At 66.6% G+C, this 16,144-nt stretch carries 13 protein-coding genes; 3 read left to right on the top strand and 10 right to left on the bottom strand.

The window, feature by feature from the left end; all coding sequences use genetic code 11:
• Window positions 1-159: 159 nt before the first annotated feature.
• The 3 genes from EO156_RS01360 to EO156_RS01350 are packed head-to-tail and all read right to left on the bottom strand — an operon-like array spanning window position 160 to window position 5,990.
• Window positions 160-1,608, bottom strand: coding sequence for an efflux transporter outer membrane subunit (locus EO156_RS01360; protein WP_016849368.1), 1,449 nt, complete (start codon window positions 1,606-1,608; stop codon window positions 160-162).
• Window positions 1,608-4,757 carry an efflux RND transporter permease subunit gene (locus EO156_RS01355; protein ID WP_016849369.1) on the bottom strand — a complete coding sequence of 1,050 codons (3,150 nt, stop codon included), beginning with the start codon at window positions 4,755-4,757 and terminating at the stop codon, window positions 1,608-1,610. The genes EO156_RS01360 and EO156_RS01355 overlap by 1 nt, the downstream gene beginning before the upstream one ends.
• 9 nt (window positions 4,758-4,766) lie before the next feature.
• Window positions 4,767-5,990: an efflux RND transporter periplasmic adaptor subunit gene (locus EO156_RS01350; protein ID WP_016849370.1), complete on the bottom strand. Its 1,224-nt coding sequence runs from the start codon at window positions 5,988-5,990 to the stop codon at window positions 4,767-4,769.
• Between the two features lie 160 nt (window positions 5,991-6,150).
• On the opposite strand from EO156_RS01350, the gene baeS reads away from it, so the two are divergent.
• Both baeS and EO156_RS01340 read left to right on the top strand, forming a co-directional pair.
• Window positions 6,151-7,530, top strand: a complete 1,380-nt coding sequence (baeS, locus tag EO156_RS01345) for a sensor histidine kinase efflux regulator BaeS (RefSeq protein ID WP_029827844.1) — start codon at window positions 6,151-6,153, stop codon at window positions 7,528-7,530.
• Window positions 7,527-8,210, top strand: a complete 684-nt coding sequence (locus EO156_RS01340) for a response regulator (RefSeq protein WP_003489018.1) — start codon at window positions 7,527-7,529, stop codon at window positions 8,208-8,210. The genes baeS and EO156_RS01340 overlap by 4 nt, the downstream gene beginning before the upstream one ends.
• 170 nt (window positions 8,211-8,380) lie before the next feature.
• On the opposite strand, the gene purU is transcribed toward EO156_RS01340, so the two are convergent.
• From purU to EO156_RS01310, 6 genes are all read right to left on the bottom strand, one after another.
• The gene (gene purU / locus EO156_RS01335; RefSeq protein WP_016848804.1) at window positions 8,381-9,259 is read right to left on the bottom strand and encodes a formyltetrahydrofolate deformylase; all 879 of its coding nucleotides are present in this window, start codon (window positions 9,257-9,259) and stop codon (window positions 8,381-8,383) included.
• 211 nt (window positions 9,260-9,470) lie between these two features.
• Window positions 9,471-9,863 (bottom strand): XVIPCD domain-containing protein, encoded by a 393-nt coding sequence (locus EO156_RS01330; RefSeq protein WP_003489022.1) that lies wholly within the window; start codon window positions 9,861-9,863, stop codon window positions 9,471-9,473.
• Window positions 9,864-10,068: 205 nt separating this feature from the next.
• Window positions 10,069-10,947, bottom strand: coding sequence for an NAD(P)-dependent oxidoreductase (locus EO156_RS01325; RefSeq protein WP_016848805.1), 879 nt, complete (start codon window positions 10,945-10,947; stop codon window positions 10,069-10,071).
• 35 nt (window positions 10,948-10,982) lie between these two features.
• Window positions 10,983-12,101: an NADH:flavin oxidoreductase/NADH oxidase gene (locus EO156_RS01320; protein ID WP_015471615.1), complete on the bottom strand. Its 1,119-nt coding sequence runs from the start codon at window positions 12,099-12,101 to the stop codon at window positions 10,983-10,985.
• Window positions 12,102-12,160: 59 nt separating this feature from the next.
• The gene (locus EO156_RS01315; RefSeq protein ID WP_003489027.1) at window positions 12,161-13,042 is read right to left on the bottom strand and encodes an NAD-dependent protein deacetylase; all 882 of its coding nucleotides are present in this window, start codon (window positions 13,040-13,042) and stop codon (window positions 12,161-12,163) included.
• Window positions 13,043-13,320: 278 nt separating this feature from the next.
• On the bottom strand, window positions 13,321-14,241 hold the full coding sequence (locus EO156_RS01310; RefSeq protein WP_016848806.1) for an alpha/beta hydrolase: 921 nt from the start codon (window positions 14,239-14,241) through the stop codon (window positions 13,321-13,323).
• Between the two features lie 89 nt (window positions 14,242-14,330).
• Between EO156_RS01310 and EO156_RS01305 the strand changes: the two genes are divergently transcribed.
• The gene (locus tag EO156_RS01305; protein WP_003489031.1) at window positions 14,331-14,759 is read left to right on the top strand and encodes a MerR family transcriptional regulator; all 429 of its coding nucleotides are present in this window, start codon (window positions 14,331-14,333) and stop codon (window positions 14,757-14,759) included.
• Window positions 14,760-14,778: 19 nt separating this feature from the next.
• On the opposite strand, the gene EO156_RS01300 is transcribed toward EO156_RS01305, so the two are convergent.
• Window positions 14,779-16,059, bottom strand: coding sequence for an MFS transporter (locus tag EO156_RS01300; protein ID WP_015471612.1), 1,281 nt, complete (start codon window positions 16,057-16,059; stop codon window positions 14,779-14,781).
• Window positions 16,060-16,144: the final 85 nt, after the last annotated feature.

Here is a 16,144-nt window from a genome sequence, read left to right as displayed (position 1 = left end):
CACGTCCCCGGTGCAGCGCCGATTTGCCCAAGTGCCTAAGCTGACGCTGGTGCAGTTTGATCGGAATATGTTTGTTGTAGGAGCGGCTTCAGCCGCGACGGGCATGACCGACAATGTCTGTCGCGGCTGCGCCGCTCCTACGATCGTGCGGGGAATACGCTAACGCGCTGCATCCGCCACAGACTCGCTGCTCTGCGCATCGGCGCCACCGCCGAGCACCTTGTACAAGGTCACCCGATTGTTCGCCTCGGTCAGCCGCAAGCTGATCAGTGTCTGTTGTGCGCTGTAGAGGGTGCGCTGCGCATCCAGCGCCACCAGGTAACTGTCCACGCCATTGCGATAGCGCGCATCCGATAGGCTGAAGCTGCGTTGTGCGGCGTCCACCATTGCCTGTTGCGCATGCATCCGTTCTTCAAGCTGCGTGCGTTCGGCGAGTGCATCGGCCACTTCACTGAAGGCGGTCTGGATCGCCAATTCGTACTGCGCAATGGTGATGTCCTTTTGCAACGTGGCCACATCCAGTTCGGCCTTCAACGCGCCGGCACGGAAGATCGGCACGCTCACGCTGGGCGAGAACGACCACGTATGGTCGCCATCGAACAGGCTGGATAACGCATCGCTGCCGCGCCCGGCATTGGCGGTCAACGAGATGGTGGGGAAGAAGGCCGCACGTGCCGCGCCGATATCTGCATTGGCGGCCTTGAGCGTGTGTTCGGCCGACAGCACGTCCGGGCGCTGCAACAACACCCGCGATTCCAGCTGCGCAGGCAACGGCGCAAGCGCCACGCCTGCCTCGATCGCATCGCTGGCAGGCAACAACGCAACCGGCACCGACGTGCCCACCACCAGATTCAAGGCGTTGCGCGACTGCGCCAGCTGGGTGGCGTAGTTGGCCACATCAGCGCGCGCGCTTTCCACGCTGGTCTGGATCTGCGCCAGATCCAGACCGGAGACGATGCCGTTGTCGTGCTGCAGCTCGGTCAGACGCAGTGTCTTGCGTTGGCTGTCCAGGGTCTGCTGCGCGAGCGCCAGGCGCTGTTGATCGGCAGCCACGGTCAACCAGTCGTTGGCCACTTCAGCCACCAGGCTCAGACGCGTGCTGCGCTGGGTTTGCTCACTGGCGAGATAGCTTTCCAGGGCCTCGTTCTTGAGGCTGCGGATGCGACCGAACAGATCCAGCTCCCAGCTGCTGATGCCCACCTCGCCGCTGGCGCTGCGGATGACCTGCGCCGCGCCGGTGAAACTGGTCGCTGCCGCGGCGCGCTGCGCGGTGTGCGAGACGGTGGCATCGACGGAGGGAAACAGGTTCGCACGTTGAATGCGGTACTGCGCGCGTGCCTGCTCGATATTGAGTACTGCTACGCGCAGGTCGCGGTTGTTGTCCAGCGCCAGCGCGACCACCTGCTGCAGACGCGCATCGGTCACCACCTGCCGCCAATCCAGAGCGGCTGCATTCAGCGTGCCGGTATCCGCGTTGCCGGTGCTGCCGGTGCTGCCGATCACGCTGGGCACCGGCGCATCCGGGCGTGCGTAACGCGGCGCCATGCTGACGCAGCCACTCAAGGCGATGGCGCAGGCCACTGCGACACTTGCAACGCCGTAGCGCATCACGGGGCCACCTCGGACGTCTCAGCGGCTGTCGCGTGATCAGACGCCCTACCAGGAAACACGCTGCGCACCATCACGTAGAACAACGGCACGAAGAAGATGCCCAGCAGCGTAGAGACCAGCGTGCCGCCGAGCACACCGGTACCCAGCGAATGGCGTCCACCGGAGCCGGCGCCGCTGCTGACCACCATCGGCAGCACGCCGAGCAGGAACGCCAGCGAGGTCATCACGATCGGGCGCAAGCGCATGCGCGCGGCATGCAAGGTCGCTTCGATCAGCGGCTGGCCATTCTCTTCCAGTTCCTTGGCGAACTCCACGATCAGGATGCCGTTCTTGGCCGACAGGCCCATCGTCGCCAGCAGGCCGACCTGGAAATAGATGTCGTTGGAGAGCCCGCGCAGCCACGTCGCCAGCAGCGCGCCGACGATGCCCACCGGCACCGCCAGCATCACCGAGATCGGGATCGACCAACTCTCGTAAAGGGCGGCCAGGCACAGGAACACGAACACCAGCGACACCGCGTACAGCATCCAGGTCTGCGCGCCGGCGGCCTGCTCCTGGTAGGACATGCCCGACCAGGCGTAGCTCACGTCCTTGCCGAGCTTGCCCACCAGCGCGGCGATGCCGTTCATCGCCTCGCCGGAACTGATGCCAGTGGCGGCACTGCCGGTGATCTCCATCGACTCCACGCCGTTGAAGCGGCTCAGCACTTGCGGCGCATACGCCCATGCGCTGCTGGAGAAGGCAGAGAACGGCACCATCTCCGAACTGCTGTTGCGCACGTACCAGCGGCCGATGTCGGCGGGCAGCATGCGCGCGCGCGCCTCGCCCTGCACGTAGACGCGCTTGACCCGGTTGTTGTTGAGGAAGTCGTTGACGTAGCTGCCGCCCATCACCGTGGCCAGCGTGGTGTTGATGTCAGACGCATCCAGGCCGAGCGCGCCGGCCTTGGCGTCGTCGATCTGCACGCGGTAGGTCGGCGCGTCTTCCAGGCCGTTGAAGCGCACCGCGGTCAGATCCTTGTCGGCGCTGGCCAGCTGCAGCAGCTGCTGGCGCGCGGCGACCAGCGCGTCGTGGCCCTTGCCGGCCACGTCCTGCAGCTCCAGGGTGAAGCCGGAACTGCTGCCCAGGCCGTTGATCGCCGGCGGCGACAATGCGAACACCTGCGCATCGGGCAGCGACCCCATCATCGCGCCGGTGATGCGGTTGGCGATCTCCTGCGCGGGCGCATCGCGCTGCGCCCAATCCTTGAGCTTGATGAAACCCATGCCCGAGTTCTGGCTGCTGCCGGCGAAGCTGAAGCCGGAGATGGTCATCATTCCCGCCACTTCCGGTTGCTTGAGGATGAAGCTGGTGGCCTGGTCGATCGACTGCTGCGTGCGCTGCTGGGTGGCGCCGGCCGGCGTGGTGAACATCACCATCAACATGCCCTGGTCTTCGTCGGGGAGGAACGAACTGGGCAGGCGCCAGAACAACAGCGCCATCACCACGAGCAGCGCCAGATAGACCAGCCCGCTGAGTTTGCGATGGCCGATCAACTTGCCCACACCGCGACCATAGCCATCGGCGCCGCGGTCGAAGCGCACGTTGAACCAACCGAAGAAGCGCCCGAGCAGGCCCTTGCGCGATACGTGGCCGCCCTGCTCGATCGGCGTGAGCAGGCTGGCGCACAGCGCCGGGCTCAAGGTCAGCGCCACCAGCAGCGACAGCAGCATCGCCGCGGCGATGGTCACCGAGAACTGGCGGTAGATCTCGCCAGTGGCGCCGCCGAAGAACGCCATCGGCAGGAACACCGCGGTCAGCACCAGGGCGATGCCGACCAGCGCGCCGGAGATCTGCCCCATCGAGGTGTAGGTCGCCTGCCGTGGCGACATGCCTTGCTCGCTCATCAGACGCTCGACGTTCTCCACCACCACGATGGCGTCGTCGACCAGCAGGCCGATCGCCAGCACCATCGCGAACATGGTCAGCGTGTTGATCGAATAGCCGAGCAAGGCCAGCACGCCGAATGTGCCCAGCAGCACCACCGGCACCGCGATCACCGGCACCAGCGTGGCGCGCCAGTTCTGCAGGAACAGGTACATCACCAGCACCACCAGCACGATCGCCTCGAGCAGGGTCTTGACCACTTCCTCGATGGAAATACGCACGAACGGCGTGGTGTCGTAGGCGACTTCGTACGTGAGCCCGGTGGGGAAGTACGGCTTAAGCTGTTCGAGCTTGGCTTCCACCGCCTTGGCCGCATCCAGCGCGTTGGCGCCGGTCGCCAGCTCCAGGCCCATGCCCGAGGCCGACTTGCCGTTGTACTTGGAACTGGATGCATACGACTTGGAACCCAGCTCCACCCGCGCCACGTCGCGCAGATACACGGTGGCGCCGCCGGGCTGCGACTTCAGCACGATCGCCTCGAATTGCGCCGGGGTCTTGAGCTTGCTGCGCGAGGTGACCGTGGCGTTGAGCTGCTGGCCCTGCACCGCCGGCAACGCGCCCAGCGCGCCCGAGGAGACGTCGGCGTTCTGCGCCGAAATCGCGTTGCTCACGTCCGCGGGCATCAGCGCGTAGGTGCGCAGCTTCTCCGGATCCAGCCACACCCGCATCGCATATTCGGAGCCGAACACGTTGACCCCGCCAACGCCGTTGAGCCGGCTGATCGGGTCCTGCAGCGTGGATACCATGTAGTCGCCGATGTCGGTGCTGTCCATGCTGCCGTCTTCGGAGGTGAAGGCCAGCACCATGAACATGCTGCTGCCGGTGGACTTGGTGACGGTCACGCCATTGCTCTGCACCGCCTCCGGCAGCATCGCCTCGCCTTGCGACACCTTGTTCTGCACCTGCACCTGGGCGGTGTCCGGATCGGTGCCGGACTCGAAGGTCAGGGTGATCGAGGCGGTGCCGGCGGAACTGCTGCTGGAGGACATGTACAGCAGATGGTCCAACCCGGTCATCTGCTGCTCGAGGATCTGCGTCACCGAGTTCTGCACGGTCTGCGCCGAGGCGCCAGTGTAGGTGGCGCTGACGTTGATCGTCGGTGGGGCGATGTTGGGATACTGCTCCAGCGGCAGCGACAGGATCGAGAGCGCGCCGGCCAGGGTGATCACGATGGCGATGACCCAGGCGAAGATGGGACGGTCGATGAAGAAACGGGCCATGGCGGTTCCTCAGTCGGCCTTCGGCGCCGCCGCAGCGGCGCCCTGCGTGGATGGCGACGCGTTGGCGACCGTGCCGGCCGCAGCGGTCTGGCTCACGTCCACGGCCTTGACCTCGGCACCGACCGACGCCTTCTGCAAGCCCTGCACGATGACCTTGTCGCCAGCCTTCAATCCCTGGCGCACCACCCACTTGTCGCCGATCGCATCGCCGGTGGTCAGCACCCGCTGCGCGACCTTGTTGTCGCTGCCGACCACCAGCGCCACCGCCTGGCCCTTGCTGTTGCGGCTGATCGCCTGCTGCGGCACCAGGATGGCCTGCTCGTCCACGGCCATCGACAGTTTCGCGGTGACATACATGCCCGGCAGCAACAGGCGCTCGGGATTGGGCACCACCGCGCGCAGCTTCACCGTGCCGGTGGCCGTATCGACCGCGGCATCCACCACCTCCAACGTGCCGCTGTGTGCATAGGTGCTGCCGTCCTCCAGTTGCAGCGTCACCTCGGCCTTGCCGTCCACCGCCTTGAGCTGGCCGGCGTCGAGCTGGCGGCGCAACTGCAGCAGCTGTGCGCTGGACTGGGTCACGTCCACATAGATCGGGTCGAGTTGGTTGATGGTGGCCAGCACCTCGCTCTGGCCGGCACTGACCAGCGCGCCCGACGTGTAGCTGGAGGTGCCGATGCGGCCGGACACCGGCGCGGTGATGCGGGTGTAGTCGAGATTGATGCGCGCGGTCTGCAACGACGCCTTGGCCGCGACCACCGCCGCCTCGTTCGAGCGCAGCGTGGCCAACGCATCGTCGCCGTCCTGCTTGCTGACCGCATCCAGCCGGACCAGGGTCTGGTAGCGCTGCGCCTTGGGCCTGGCCGACAACACCGCCGCCTCGGCTTGCGCCAGATCGCCCTTGGCGGTGTCGTACGCGGCCTGGTAGCTGGCCGGATCGATTTCATACAGCACCTGCCCGGCCTGGACGTCCTGGCCCTCGGTGAACAGGCGCTTGCGCACAATGCCGCCGACCTGCGGGCGCACGTCCGAGGTGACATAGGCCACGGTGCGGCCGGACAAGGTCTGGTCCACGGCCAGCCGCTGCACCTTCAGCGTCTGCACGCCGACCTGCGTCTGCGGCATCTGCGGCGGCTGCCTGGAGGAACACGCGGCCATGAGCGTGGTCACGGCGGCGGGCAACAGCCAGCGCAGGGACGCAGTGCGAAAACGATGGGCGGCGACGGGCAGCATGCGGCGAACTCACGGTTTATCCGAATGTGGCCACGCTACGGCGCGAATGTGCAGCAAATTTGGAGATTGCCGGCGGCGGCATGAACGCGCTTGATTTCCACTGCCGCGACCCGGCTAATACGCAGCAGCTGCGGTTACCGCGCTTCGCATCACCTCTTCGATGAAATTGGGTATCACCGCCAAGTTGTTTCTCGCCATCCTCGCCGCGTGCGTGGCGGTGCTGCTGATCAACGGCATCGCCGTGCAGGCCTTCGTCAAACGCCAGTTCCTGGACTATCTCAACGAACAGGGCGTGGAGCGCATGCAAGAGACCTTGCCGCGAGTCAGGGCCGAATACGCGCGGCACGGCAACTGGGAGTTCGTGCGCGACAACCCCGATGCCTGGTTCGTGCTGATGCGCCCGGAACGTGGACCCGGCCCGCCACGCGAGGCGCCGCCGATTTCCGACCAGACCGGTGCGGTGTTTCGCTTCGCGCTGCTCGACCAGGACTACACGCCGGTGATCGGCAATCCGGAGGTCGGCCGCCACGACATCCTGCGCCCGGTGGTGGTTGGCGGCCGCAACGTCGGCTGGATGGCGATGCTGCCGTTCCAGAAGGCGCTGGCGGCGGCGGACGCGCGCTTCTACGCCGCGCAGCAACGCGCGTGGTGGGCGATCGGCGGCGCCTGCCTGCTGGTCGCCGCGCTGCTCGGCTGGCTGTTGTCGCGCACCTTGCTGCGGCGCCTGCGTGGCCTGACCCAGGCCACCCACCTGCTCGCTGCGGGCGACTACGCCACCCGCATCGACGCCGCGGCGCGCGACGAACTGGGCCAGCTGGCGCGCGATTTCAACCTGCTGGCGCAAGCGCTGGAGCACAACGAACGCGCGCGACGCGACTTCATGGCCGACATCTCGCACGAGTTGCGCACGCCGCTGGCGGTCCTGCGCGCCGAACTGGAAGCGCTGCAGGACGGCATCCGGCCGATGACACCCAACTCGCTGGGGTCGCTGCACCAGCAGGTCGGCCAGCTGGGCAAGCTGATCGAAGACCTGTACGACGTGTCGCTGACCGATGTCGGTGCGCTGGCGTATCGGCGCGCTCCCGTCGATCTGGCGGTCATCCTGGCGACCGTGCTGGACGGCTTGCGCGCGCGCTTTGCCGCCGCGCAGCTGCAGGTGCAGGCGCAGATCGATGCCGGCCCGCTGCAGGTGGACGGCGACGAACGCCGTCTGCAGCAACTGCTGGGCAACCTGCTGGAAAACACGCTGCGCTACACCGACGCCGGTGGCACGGTGCAGGTGCGCTGCGTGCGCCGCGGCGCGGTGCTGGAGATGGTGGTCGAAGACAGCGCGCCAGGCGTGGATGCGGACAAGCGCGCGCGGCTGTTCGAACGCTTCTACCGCACCGAGGCCTCGCGCAATCGTGCCAGCGGCGGCAGCGGCCTGGGCCTGGCGATCTGCCGCAACATCGCCGAGGCACATGGCGGCTCGATCCACGCCGAGGCTTCGGCACTGGGCGGGCTGCGCATGGTGCTGCGCCTGCCGGCGCTGGTCGCATGAGCAGCGCGTCCCCGATCGGGCATGTGCTGATCGTCGAGGACGAACCGCGCCTGGCCGCGGTGTTGGGCGAGTACCTGCACGCGGCCGGCTATTCGCACGACTGGATCGCCGATGGCGCGCAAGCGCTGGGCGCATTCCGCGCGCAGCAGCCCGACCTGGTGCTACTGGACCTGATGCTGCCCAACCGCGGCGGCCTGGACATCTGCCGCGACTTGCGCAATGAAAGCGCGGTGCCGGTCATCATGGTCACCGCGCGCGTGGAGGAAATCGACCGCCTGCTGGGCCTGGAGATCGGCGCGGACGACTACATCTGCAAGCCGTTCAGCCCGCGCGAAGTGGTGGCGCGCGTCCAGGCAGTGTTGCGCCGGCATCGCCACGACCCCCACGGCGCGCCGGCACCGGGCCTGCAGATCGACGAAGACGCCTGTCGCGCCAGCGTGGACGGTCGCGCCCTGGACCTGACCCAGGTCGAATTCCGCCTGCTGCGTACCCTTGCCGCGGCCCCGGGGCGGGTGTACTCGCGCGAGCAACTGATGGGCCGGCTTTACGCCGACCACCGCATCGTCACCGACCGCACTGTCGACAGCCACGTCAAGAATCTACGCCGCAAGCTCGCCGACGCCGGCGGCGAGGACTGGGTCCGTTCGGTCTATGGGGCGGGGTATCGCTTTGAGCCGTGAATGGGGAATGGGGAATGGGGAATCGGTAGAGCAGGAGCGGGGGGCTGCTGCGTCTCTTCGGCGCGTCTGACGCTTGTAGTTTCACATCGACTTGCGGAACGAAACTGTCCGGGGCAAGTGCCTAGCCTTTGATTTTGCGATTCCCGAGTCCCGATTCCCGAATCCCGGTATCAACGAAATACCACCGTGCGATGTCCGTTGAGCACGATGCGGTGTTCGACGTGGCGGCGTACTGCGCGCGCCAGCACCAGCGATTCGGTGTCGCTGCCCAGGCGGACCAGGTCGCGCGGGGTCATGGCGTGGTCTACTCGGGCGACGTCCTGCTCGATGATCGGGCCTTCGTCCAGATCTTCGGTGACATAGTGCGCGGTGGCGCCGATGATCTTGACCCCGCGCGCGTGCGCCTGGTGATACGGCTGCGCGCCCTTGAAGCTGGGCAGGAAACTGTGATGGATATTGATCGCGCGCCCGGCCAGTGCCCGGCACAGCTGCGGCGACAGGATCTGCATGTAGCGCGCCAGCACCACCAGGTCGATCTGCAGCGCGTCGACCAGGGCGAGCAACTGCGCTTCCTGTTCGGCGCGCGTATCCGCGCTCACGGGCAGATGATGGAAGGCGATGCCGTAGGAGCCGGCCAGTGCGGCGAAATCGGTGTGGTTGGACGCCACTGCGGCGATGTCCACGCGCAGCTGCCGGCTATGCGCACGGAACAGCAGGTCGTTGAGGCAATGGCCCTGCTTGCTCACCAGCACCAGCAGGCGCGCGCGGCGGCGGGCGTCGTGCAGTTGCCATGCCATCTGGAATTCGTCAGCCAGCACTGCAAAGCGCTGCTCCAGGGCGGCAATGTCGGTCTTTGCCGGTTTGTCGAAGTGCACGCGTAGGAAGAATCGGCCGCTTTCGTCGTCGCCGAATTGCTGCGCGTCGAGGATGTTGCAGGCCAGGTCGAACAGCAGCCCGGTCACGCGATAGACGATACCGGTACGGTCGGGGCAGGACAGGGTGAGGATGTAGTCGGAGCGCATCGGCGCATGATAGCCAATGCGCGACATCACCGACGCAGTGCTTGCGTCGGTAACTTTTGCCGTGCGAACAGGTGCGAAAACGGGCGTGCGATCCAGCCGATGTTTGACGCTCTGACCGTGGTTGCGTTGCGCTCGCGCTGCAAGATGACGTGCAGCCAAGAGGACGTATAGCCCGGCAGTGCAGTGCGTGCACCGATCCCGGTTGCGCGACACCGCCACGCACGTCTGGCAATGGCACTCAGCGCGGCGGCAAACGCAGCATCAGCCGCCGGTTGATCTCGTCCAGCTGCGCAAGCGATGCGTCCACCGATGTTTCCATGGCTTCCTGCGTGGTGATGTGTGCACGCAGATGCGCGGGGTCGGACAGCTCGCCACGCACCAGGAACACGTTCTCGCCGACTTCGCCCAGATGGCGGCTGAGCACCACATAGTCCACCTGATCGAAGCCATGCTGCTTGGCCAGCGGCAGCAGGCGCGCGGCCATGCGCTCGCTCGCCTCGTCCACGGGCTTGCCTAACTCGGCGTCCAGCACGCCGACCGCTTCGCGGATCTGTGCGAACAGGTAGTGGTCCGGGTGCTCGGGATGGTCGGGACCCACCGGGCCCTGGTTGACGACCGGCGCGTCGGTCATCGTGCGCCACCGGCGCAAGCCAGTGCGCGCTCGGTCAAACCGAGCGTGATCTGCAGGTGTTGCATCGCATCCTCCCTGGAGCGGCGGCCGTAACGAGCCGGCATTTTAGAAGGTCTGCTGCATGTTTAGGTGAGCAAGCGGTGGGCCGCCTTGGCGTGAAGCGAAGTGCCTTGCGCAGGACTCAATCCGAGTTCCGCAATGGTGATCAGGCGACCTGCCCTGCGCGCCGCGCCGAGACTTCCGCCAGTACCGCCCAGTCTGCGTGGCCGTCGCCATGCGCAATGGCCTCGTCCAGCCCTGCGCGCAGCAATTCGCCCAATGGCATCGGCACCTGCTTGTCGGCGCCAGCCTGGATGGCCAGGTCCACGTCCTTGCGGCCCAGCGTGGCGGTGAAACCCGCCGGCAGGTATTCGCGCTGCATGATCAGGCGGCCGTAGCCCTGGTAGGCGGGCGCGGCGAACAGGGTGCTGGTGAGCATGCCCAGAAACTGCGTCGCATCCACGCCATGACCGCGTGCCAGCGCACTGGCTTCGGCCATGGCGCCGATGGCGCTGGCCAGGCAGAAGTTGGCAGCCAGCTTCACTGCATTGGCCTGCTCCGGTGCGCGCCCGATGTGCCAGGTCTTCTGCCCCAGCGCATCGAACATCGGCTGCACCCTGGCCACGGCCGCTTCATCGCCGGCGGCCAGAATATTGAGATTGCCGGCTTCGGCCACCTCCACACGCCCAAGCACCGGCGCCGCCACGTAGGCCACACCGCGCTCGGCATGCAGGGCGGTCAACTCATGTGCCAGCGCCACCGAAATGGTGGCCATGTTGACGTGCACGCTGCCCGCCGGCAGCGCATCCAGCACGCCACGCTCCAGCAAGGTCTGGCGCACTGCGTTGTCGTCGGCCAGCATCGAAAACAGCAGCGGGCCGTGCGCGGCATCGCGCGGTTGCTCCACCACCGTGGCGCCCGCATCGCGCAGCGAGTGAGCGCGTTCGGGCGACCGGTTCCACACGCTCAACGCGAACCCGCCACGCAGCAGGTTGTGCGCCATCGGCAGGCCCATCGTGCCCAAGCCCAGAAATCCTATCGGCATGCGGTGTCCTTGTTCGGTATGACGTCAGGTGCAAATCAGTTGGCGAACACGCCCCGCGCATCGCGCGGTTCGCAACGCAGGTATTGCGGTGCCGGAGTGACCGAGGCGCCCAGCGCCGCGGCGGCATGCCACGGCCAGCGCGGGTCGTACAGGATGCCACGCGCCAGCGCGATCGCATCGGCCTGGCCTTCTTGCAGAATCGCCTCGGCCTGCGCCGGCTCGGTGATCAAGCCTACGCCAATCACCGGCGTGTTCACCTGCGCGCGGATCTCCTGCGCGAACGGAATCTGATAGCCCGCCTGCAGCGGAATCTGCTGGCGTGGATCGAGCCCGCCGCTAGAGACATGGATGTAATGCGCACCGCGTGCATCCAGCGCCTGCGACAGGGCGATGCTCTGCTGCACATCCCACCCGCCTTCGACCCAGTCGGTGGCCGAGATACGCACGCCAACGGCGATTTTTTCCGACACTGCCGCACGCACCGCATCGAAGATGCGCAGCGTCAGCCGCATGCGATTTTCCAGCGAGCCGCCATATGCATCGCTGCGCTGGTTACTCAGCGGCGACAGGAATTGATGCATCAGATAACCATGCGCGGCGTGCAGTTCGATCAACTCCAGGCCCAGCCGTTCGGCACGCGTTGCCGATGCGACGAAGGCGTCCACCACGGCATCGATTCCCGCCTCATCCAGTGTCTGCGGCGCCGGCTGTCCCTGGCGGAACGGCAGCGCCGATGCAGACACGGTCTGCCAGCCATGCGCGTGGTCGGGCGCGATGGCCTCGCCGCCTTTCCACGGCAGATCGGTCGAGGCCTTGCGCCCGGCATGCGCCAGCTGGATGCCGATCGGCATCGGCGACCAGCGTCGTACCGATTGCAGTACCTCGGCCAGCGCCTGCTCGGTCGCATCATCGTACAACCCAAGATCGGCGTAACTGATGCGCCCTTCCGGTACCACTGCGGCCGCTTCGAGAATCAGCAAGCCGGCGCCGGATTGCGACAACGTGCCCAGATGGATGCGGTGCCAATCGCTGGCGCGGCCGTTCTGTGCCGAGTACTGGCACATCGGCGCAATGACAATCCGGTTGGCGAGCGCAAGCGGACCGAAGGCGATGGGGGAGAACAACTGGCTCAAGGCGGCATCCACAGCTGACATGGGGTGCTTATTGCACCGCGCCGCGCGCGCCGGCACAACCGCTGCGATGGATCACTGCGTCATGCAGAGCGCGCACTGGCGTCATTGACGCTGCGTGCACGCGGCAAATGCGGCGGCGCGTGCAGGAACGCCAGCGCCTGCGCGCACGACTGCTCCACCTTCAACGTCAGCAGCTCGTCCGCGCGTGTGCGCCCGAAGTTGAGTGCGGCGATCGGCAACCCATTGCGTGCAGCGGTCTGCACGAAACGAAAGCCCGAATACACCATCAGCGACGAGCCCACCACCAGCACTGCATCGGCGGCCTGCAGATGCGCGAAGGCACGCTCCACCCGCGCGCGCGGCACGTTTTCGCCGAAGAACACCACATCCGGCTTGAGCACGCCACCGCACACCGGGCACGGCGGCACCACGAAATGCTCGAAGGCCACATCGTCCAGATCGGCATCGCCATCGGGCGCTTGCGCGGCCTCTAGCGCTGCCCAGCCTGGATTGGCCTGCTCAAGCAACACTTGAAATTCGGTGCGTGGCATGCGCCGCTCGCAGCCCATGCAGCGCACCACATCGAGCCGGCCATGCAGATCGATCACCGCCTGGCTACCAGCGGCCTGATGCAGGCGGTCCACGTTCTGGGTGAGCAGCACTTCCAACTGGCCACGCGCCTCCAGCGCAGCGAGCGCATGATGGGTGGCATTGGGTTGCGCCAGACCGAAGCGCGGCCAGCCGACCAGGCTGCGCGCCCAATAGCGCTGCCGCGTGGACAGCTCGCCCATGAACGCCTGGAACGTCACCGGCTGCGGGCGCTTCCAGCCGCCTTGAAGGTCCCGATAATCGGGAATGCCCGAGTCGGTGCTGCAGCCGGCACCGGTCAGCACGAACAGCCGCTGATGGCGCTCGATGAAGTCCTGCAGCGTGTGGTGGTCGTGGGCAGGGACAGCGGTCATGTGGTCATTCCGGAAGCCATGGGAGCACTTGCAACAGCGCCACGTGCCCGGCCCGCTGCGGCGCCGTGTCGGCCACCAGACCGGCGCGCTTGCTCGCGCATAGCTGTGCACATCACGCCGTCGTCGACGAGTGAAGACGCACACCGAGATACGCGCAACGCGCCGCCCTGGATGCAGGCACGGGGACGGTACAGCATCACGCCATGGCCGCGCAGTTGGTTCCGATCCATTCGCGCCGTTGGCCACGTGTGGCTGCCGGCGCTCAAGGCGCGGCGCGTTCAGTGTTCGACAAAGCGCAGCAGATCCTGATTGAAACGCGCGCTGTCCTCCAGGAACGGCGCGTGCCCGGCGTCCGGATACAGCACGGTCTGCGCGCGCGGCTGCAGCTGGCGCGCACGCGCCACCGTCGGCTCGGTGGCGACCAGTGCATCGCGCGCGCCGTACATCAGCAGCACCGGCAGGCGCGTGCGCTGCAGGCCGGCGACATCGACCGACATGCCTTGCATGGCACGCTGCATGTCCCATGAGGCCAGCGATGCGCTGGCCAGCAGGGTCTCGAACACCGGGATGGGCGGCTGGGTGGCGAAGCACAGCCGCAGGAAATCCTGCACCGCCTGCAGATGCGTACGCAGATCGGGCGAAACCAGATCGCGATAGATCGCCGGATGCGCGCCCAACTGCTCCGCGCGCAGTTCGATCACACCGTCGACGTACACCACGCCGGCAAGCCCGGTATCGCCATATCGGCTCAGGTAGTTGCTGATCACCGCGCCGCCCAGGGACCAGCCCACCAGGACCGTCTCGCGCGCGTTTGCGGCCTTCAACACGGCAGCCAGGTCGTCGGCCCACCGCGTGCCCTCTTGATACGCCGATGCGGCGACCGGTTTGCCGGAGACGCCATGCCCGCGCAAATCGTAAGTAATCAGCCGATACCGCTGCAGACGCGCATCGGCCAGTTGTGCATCCCAATTGATGCGACTACCAAGCAGGCCATGCACGAAGACGATGGCCGGCCCGTCGGTGGCGCCGTGCTCCTGCACCGCCAGGCGCACGCCATCGGGTGCGGTGACGGTATAGCTGCGTGCGGCAGCAATGGCGCCCGGGCTGGCGGTCGCCACTATCGAGCACACCAACAACAGGCAGGCCAACAGGCAGCGTAGCGGCAGCATGCGTCTGCCGGGGAAGAGGCGAACAGACATCGGGGTGAGCTCCAGACGATAGGAGCCGTGATCCTGCAGCCTCACACCAATGTGAGGGTCAAGCCGTGCGTGCAGCGTATGCTAGGCGCATGGCCGCTTGTTCCGAACCCTTGCTGCGCATCGGTGCGCTGGCGCAACAGACCGGCGCCAGCGTGCGCTCGATCCGTCATTACGATGCGCACGGGTTGCTGACATCCTCGCGCAGCGCCAACGGCTACCGGGTCTTCCCTCACGCGTGCGTTGCACAGGTACGCCAGATACAGCGCTTGATTGCAACGGGTTTCAACCTGGATGAGATTCTTGGCTTTCCCGATTGCATGCGCCTGGTGGAAGGCGCGCAGATGTGCCCGGAAACCGCGCAGGCCCATCGCGCGCGCCTGCAGCTGATCGAGCGCCAGCTGGCCGATCTGGAGCGGCGGCGTGCGCGTCTGTCGGCAACCTTGGCGCAGGCAGCCCCGGATGCGAGGGCTGCCACGTCTTCAGCCGCGCAAACCACACGGCGCAAGCGGGCGCGCTAGAAGCCCCGGTCGCTGTGCATCACTCGCCTCGCGCAGGATGCGGGGCAAAGCGGCCATAGGGGCGTGCATCGTCGGCACGTTGGCGCAGCACGTATGCCGCCGCAAAGGCGATCGCCAACAGCGTCAGGCACATACCGACCAACGCGCCCCAGCCGCCGTGCTGCCAGAACCAGCCACCCAGCGCGCCGATCACGCTGGATCCGGCGTAATACGCCAGCAGATACAGCGACGCGGCATGGCTGCGATGCGCGCCACCGAGCCGGCTCACCCATGCGCTGGCGGCCGAATGCGCGATGAAAAACCCGATCGTCACCACCACGATACCGGCCACCACCAACGCCAGCGCGTGCGCCAGGGTCAGGGCCACGCCGAGCACGCACAACACGATGCCGGTCGTGACCACCGGCCCGCGCCCGAACCGGTCCGATGCCGCACCGGCCACCGAGGAACTGACGATGCCGAACACATAGGCGCTGAAGATCATGCCGATCTGGCTCTGGCTCAAGCCGAATTCCGGCCCACCCAGGCGAAAGCCGGCGTAGTTGTACAGGCACACAAACACACCCATCAACAGGAACGGCAGCGCGAACAAGAACGGCAGATTGCGATCGCGCAGATGCCCGGCCCAGGCGCGCAGATGAAAGCGCAGGTTGATGCCGTGCCGGCGCACGAAGTTACGCGACGGCGGCAGCAACCAGAAGAACGCCAGCGCGCACAGCAGATCGAACGCGCTCAACACCGCCAATGCGGTGCGCCAATCGGTGTGGTCGGTCAGCACGCTCATCACGATGCGCCCGCTCATGCCGCCGAAGGCATTGCCGGCCACGTACAGGCCGGTGGCCGCCCCCATCTTGCTGGCCGGCAATTCTTCGCCCAGATACACCATCGCCACCGCCGGCACCCCGCCCAGCGCGATGCCGGACAAGGTACGCACCACCACCAGCGCGCCCCAGTGCGGCAGGAACGCAGCAATCAGGTTGAGCACTGCCGCGATGGCGATCGACACGAACATCAATCCGCGCCGGCCCAGGTTTTCCGACACTGCACCAGCGCAGAAGATCGCCAGCGCCAGCGCACCGGTCGCCAGCGACAACGGCAGCGAGGCGGTCGCTGCGTCCACCTTGAAGGCGCGCGCGAATTCCGGCAGCACCGGCTGCACGCTGTACAGCAGCGAGAAGGTGGCAAAGCCGGCCAGAAACAACGCCACGCGAATGCGCACCCCTGCGGGGGCATCGACGCCGGTGTCGGAACGCGTGGATGGGTCGGGCAGCGAACCCGAGCGATGATCGGAAGAAGACACAGCAGTGCACGTGCGACGTGGGAAGGCGAGTATTCGCCTGCCGTCACCCCCTGTCCAATATATGATGGTGGCAGCTGCCATATCT

This window comes from Xanthomonas sp. DAR33341 (assembly GCF_003992815.1).
Taxonomy (GTDB): Bacteria; Pseudomonadota; Gammaproteobacteria; order Xanthomonadales; family Xanthomonadaceae; genus Xanthomonas; species Xanthomonas cissicola.
This window is presented reverse-complemented; position numbering and strand designations above follow the sequence as displayed.

Coding starts and splice junctions, on each gene's coding strand:
- EO156_RS01360 (WP_016849368.1), bottom strand. CDS start 1,608: ATGCGCTACGGCGTTGCAAGTGTCGCAGTGGCCTGCGCCATCGCCTTG.
- EO156_RS01355 (WP_016849369.1), bottom strand. CDS start 4,757: ATGGCCCGTTTCTTCATCGACCGTCCCATCTTCGCCTGGGTCATCGCC.
- EO156_RS01350 (WP_016849370.1), bottom strand. CDS start 5,990: ATGCTGCCCGTCGCCGCCCATCGTTTTCGCACTGCGTCCCTGCGCTGG.
- baeS (WP_029827844.1), top strand. CDS start 6,151: ATGAAATTGGGTATCACCGCCAAGTTGTTTCTCGCCATCCTCGCCGCG.
- EO156_RS01340 (WP_003489018.1), top strand. CDS start 7,527: ATGAGCAGCGCGTCCCCGATCGGGCATGTGCTGATCGTCGAGGACGAA.
- purU (WP_016848804.1), bottom strand. CDS start 9,259: ATGTCGCGCATTGGCTATCATGCGCCGATGCGCTCCGACTACATCCTC.
- EO156_RS01330 (WP_003489022.1), bottom strand. CDS start 9,863: ATGACCGACGCGCCGGTCGTCAACCAGGGCCCGGTGGGTCCCGACCAT.
- EO156_RS01325 (WP_016848805.1), bottom strand. CDS start 10,947: ATGCCGATAGGATTTCTGGGCTTGGGCACGATGGGCCTGCCGATGGCG.
- EO156_RS01320 (WP_015471615.1), bottom strand. CDS start 12,101: ATGTCAGCTGTGGATGCCGCCTTGAGCCAGTTGTTCTCCCCCATCGCC.
- EO156_RS01315 (WP_003489027.1), bottom strand. CDS start 13,042: ATGACCGCTGTCCCTGCCCACGACCACCACACGCTGCAGGACTTCATC.
- EO156_RS01310 (WP_016848806.1), bottom strand. CDS start 14,241: ATGTCTGTTCGCCTCTTCCCCGGCAGACGCATGCTGCCGCTACGCTGC.
- EO156_RS01305 (WP_003489031.1), top strand. CDS start 14,331: ATGGCCGCTTGTTCCGAACCCTTGCTGCGCATCGGTGCGCTGGCGCAA.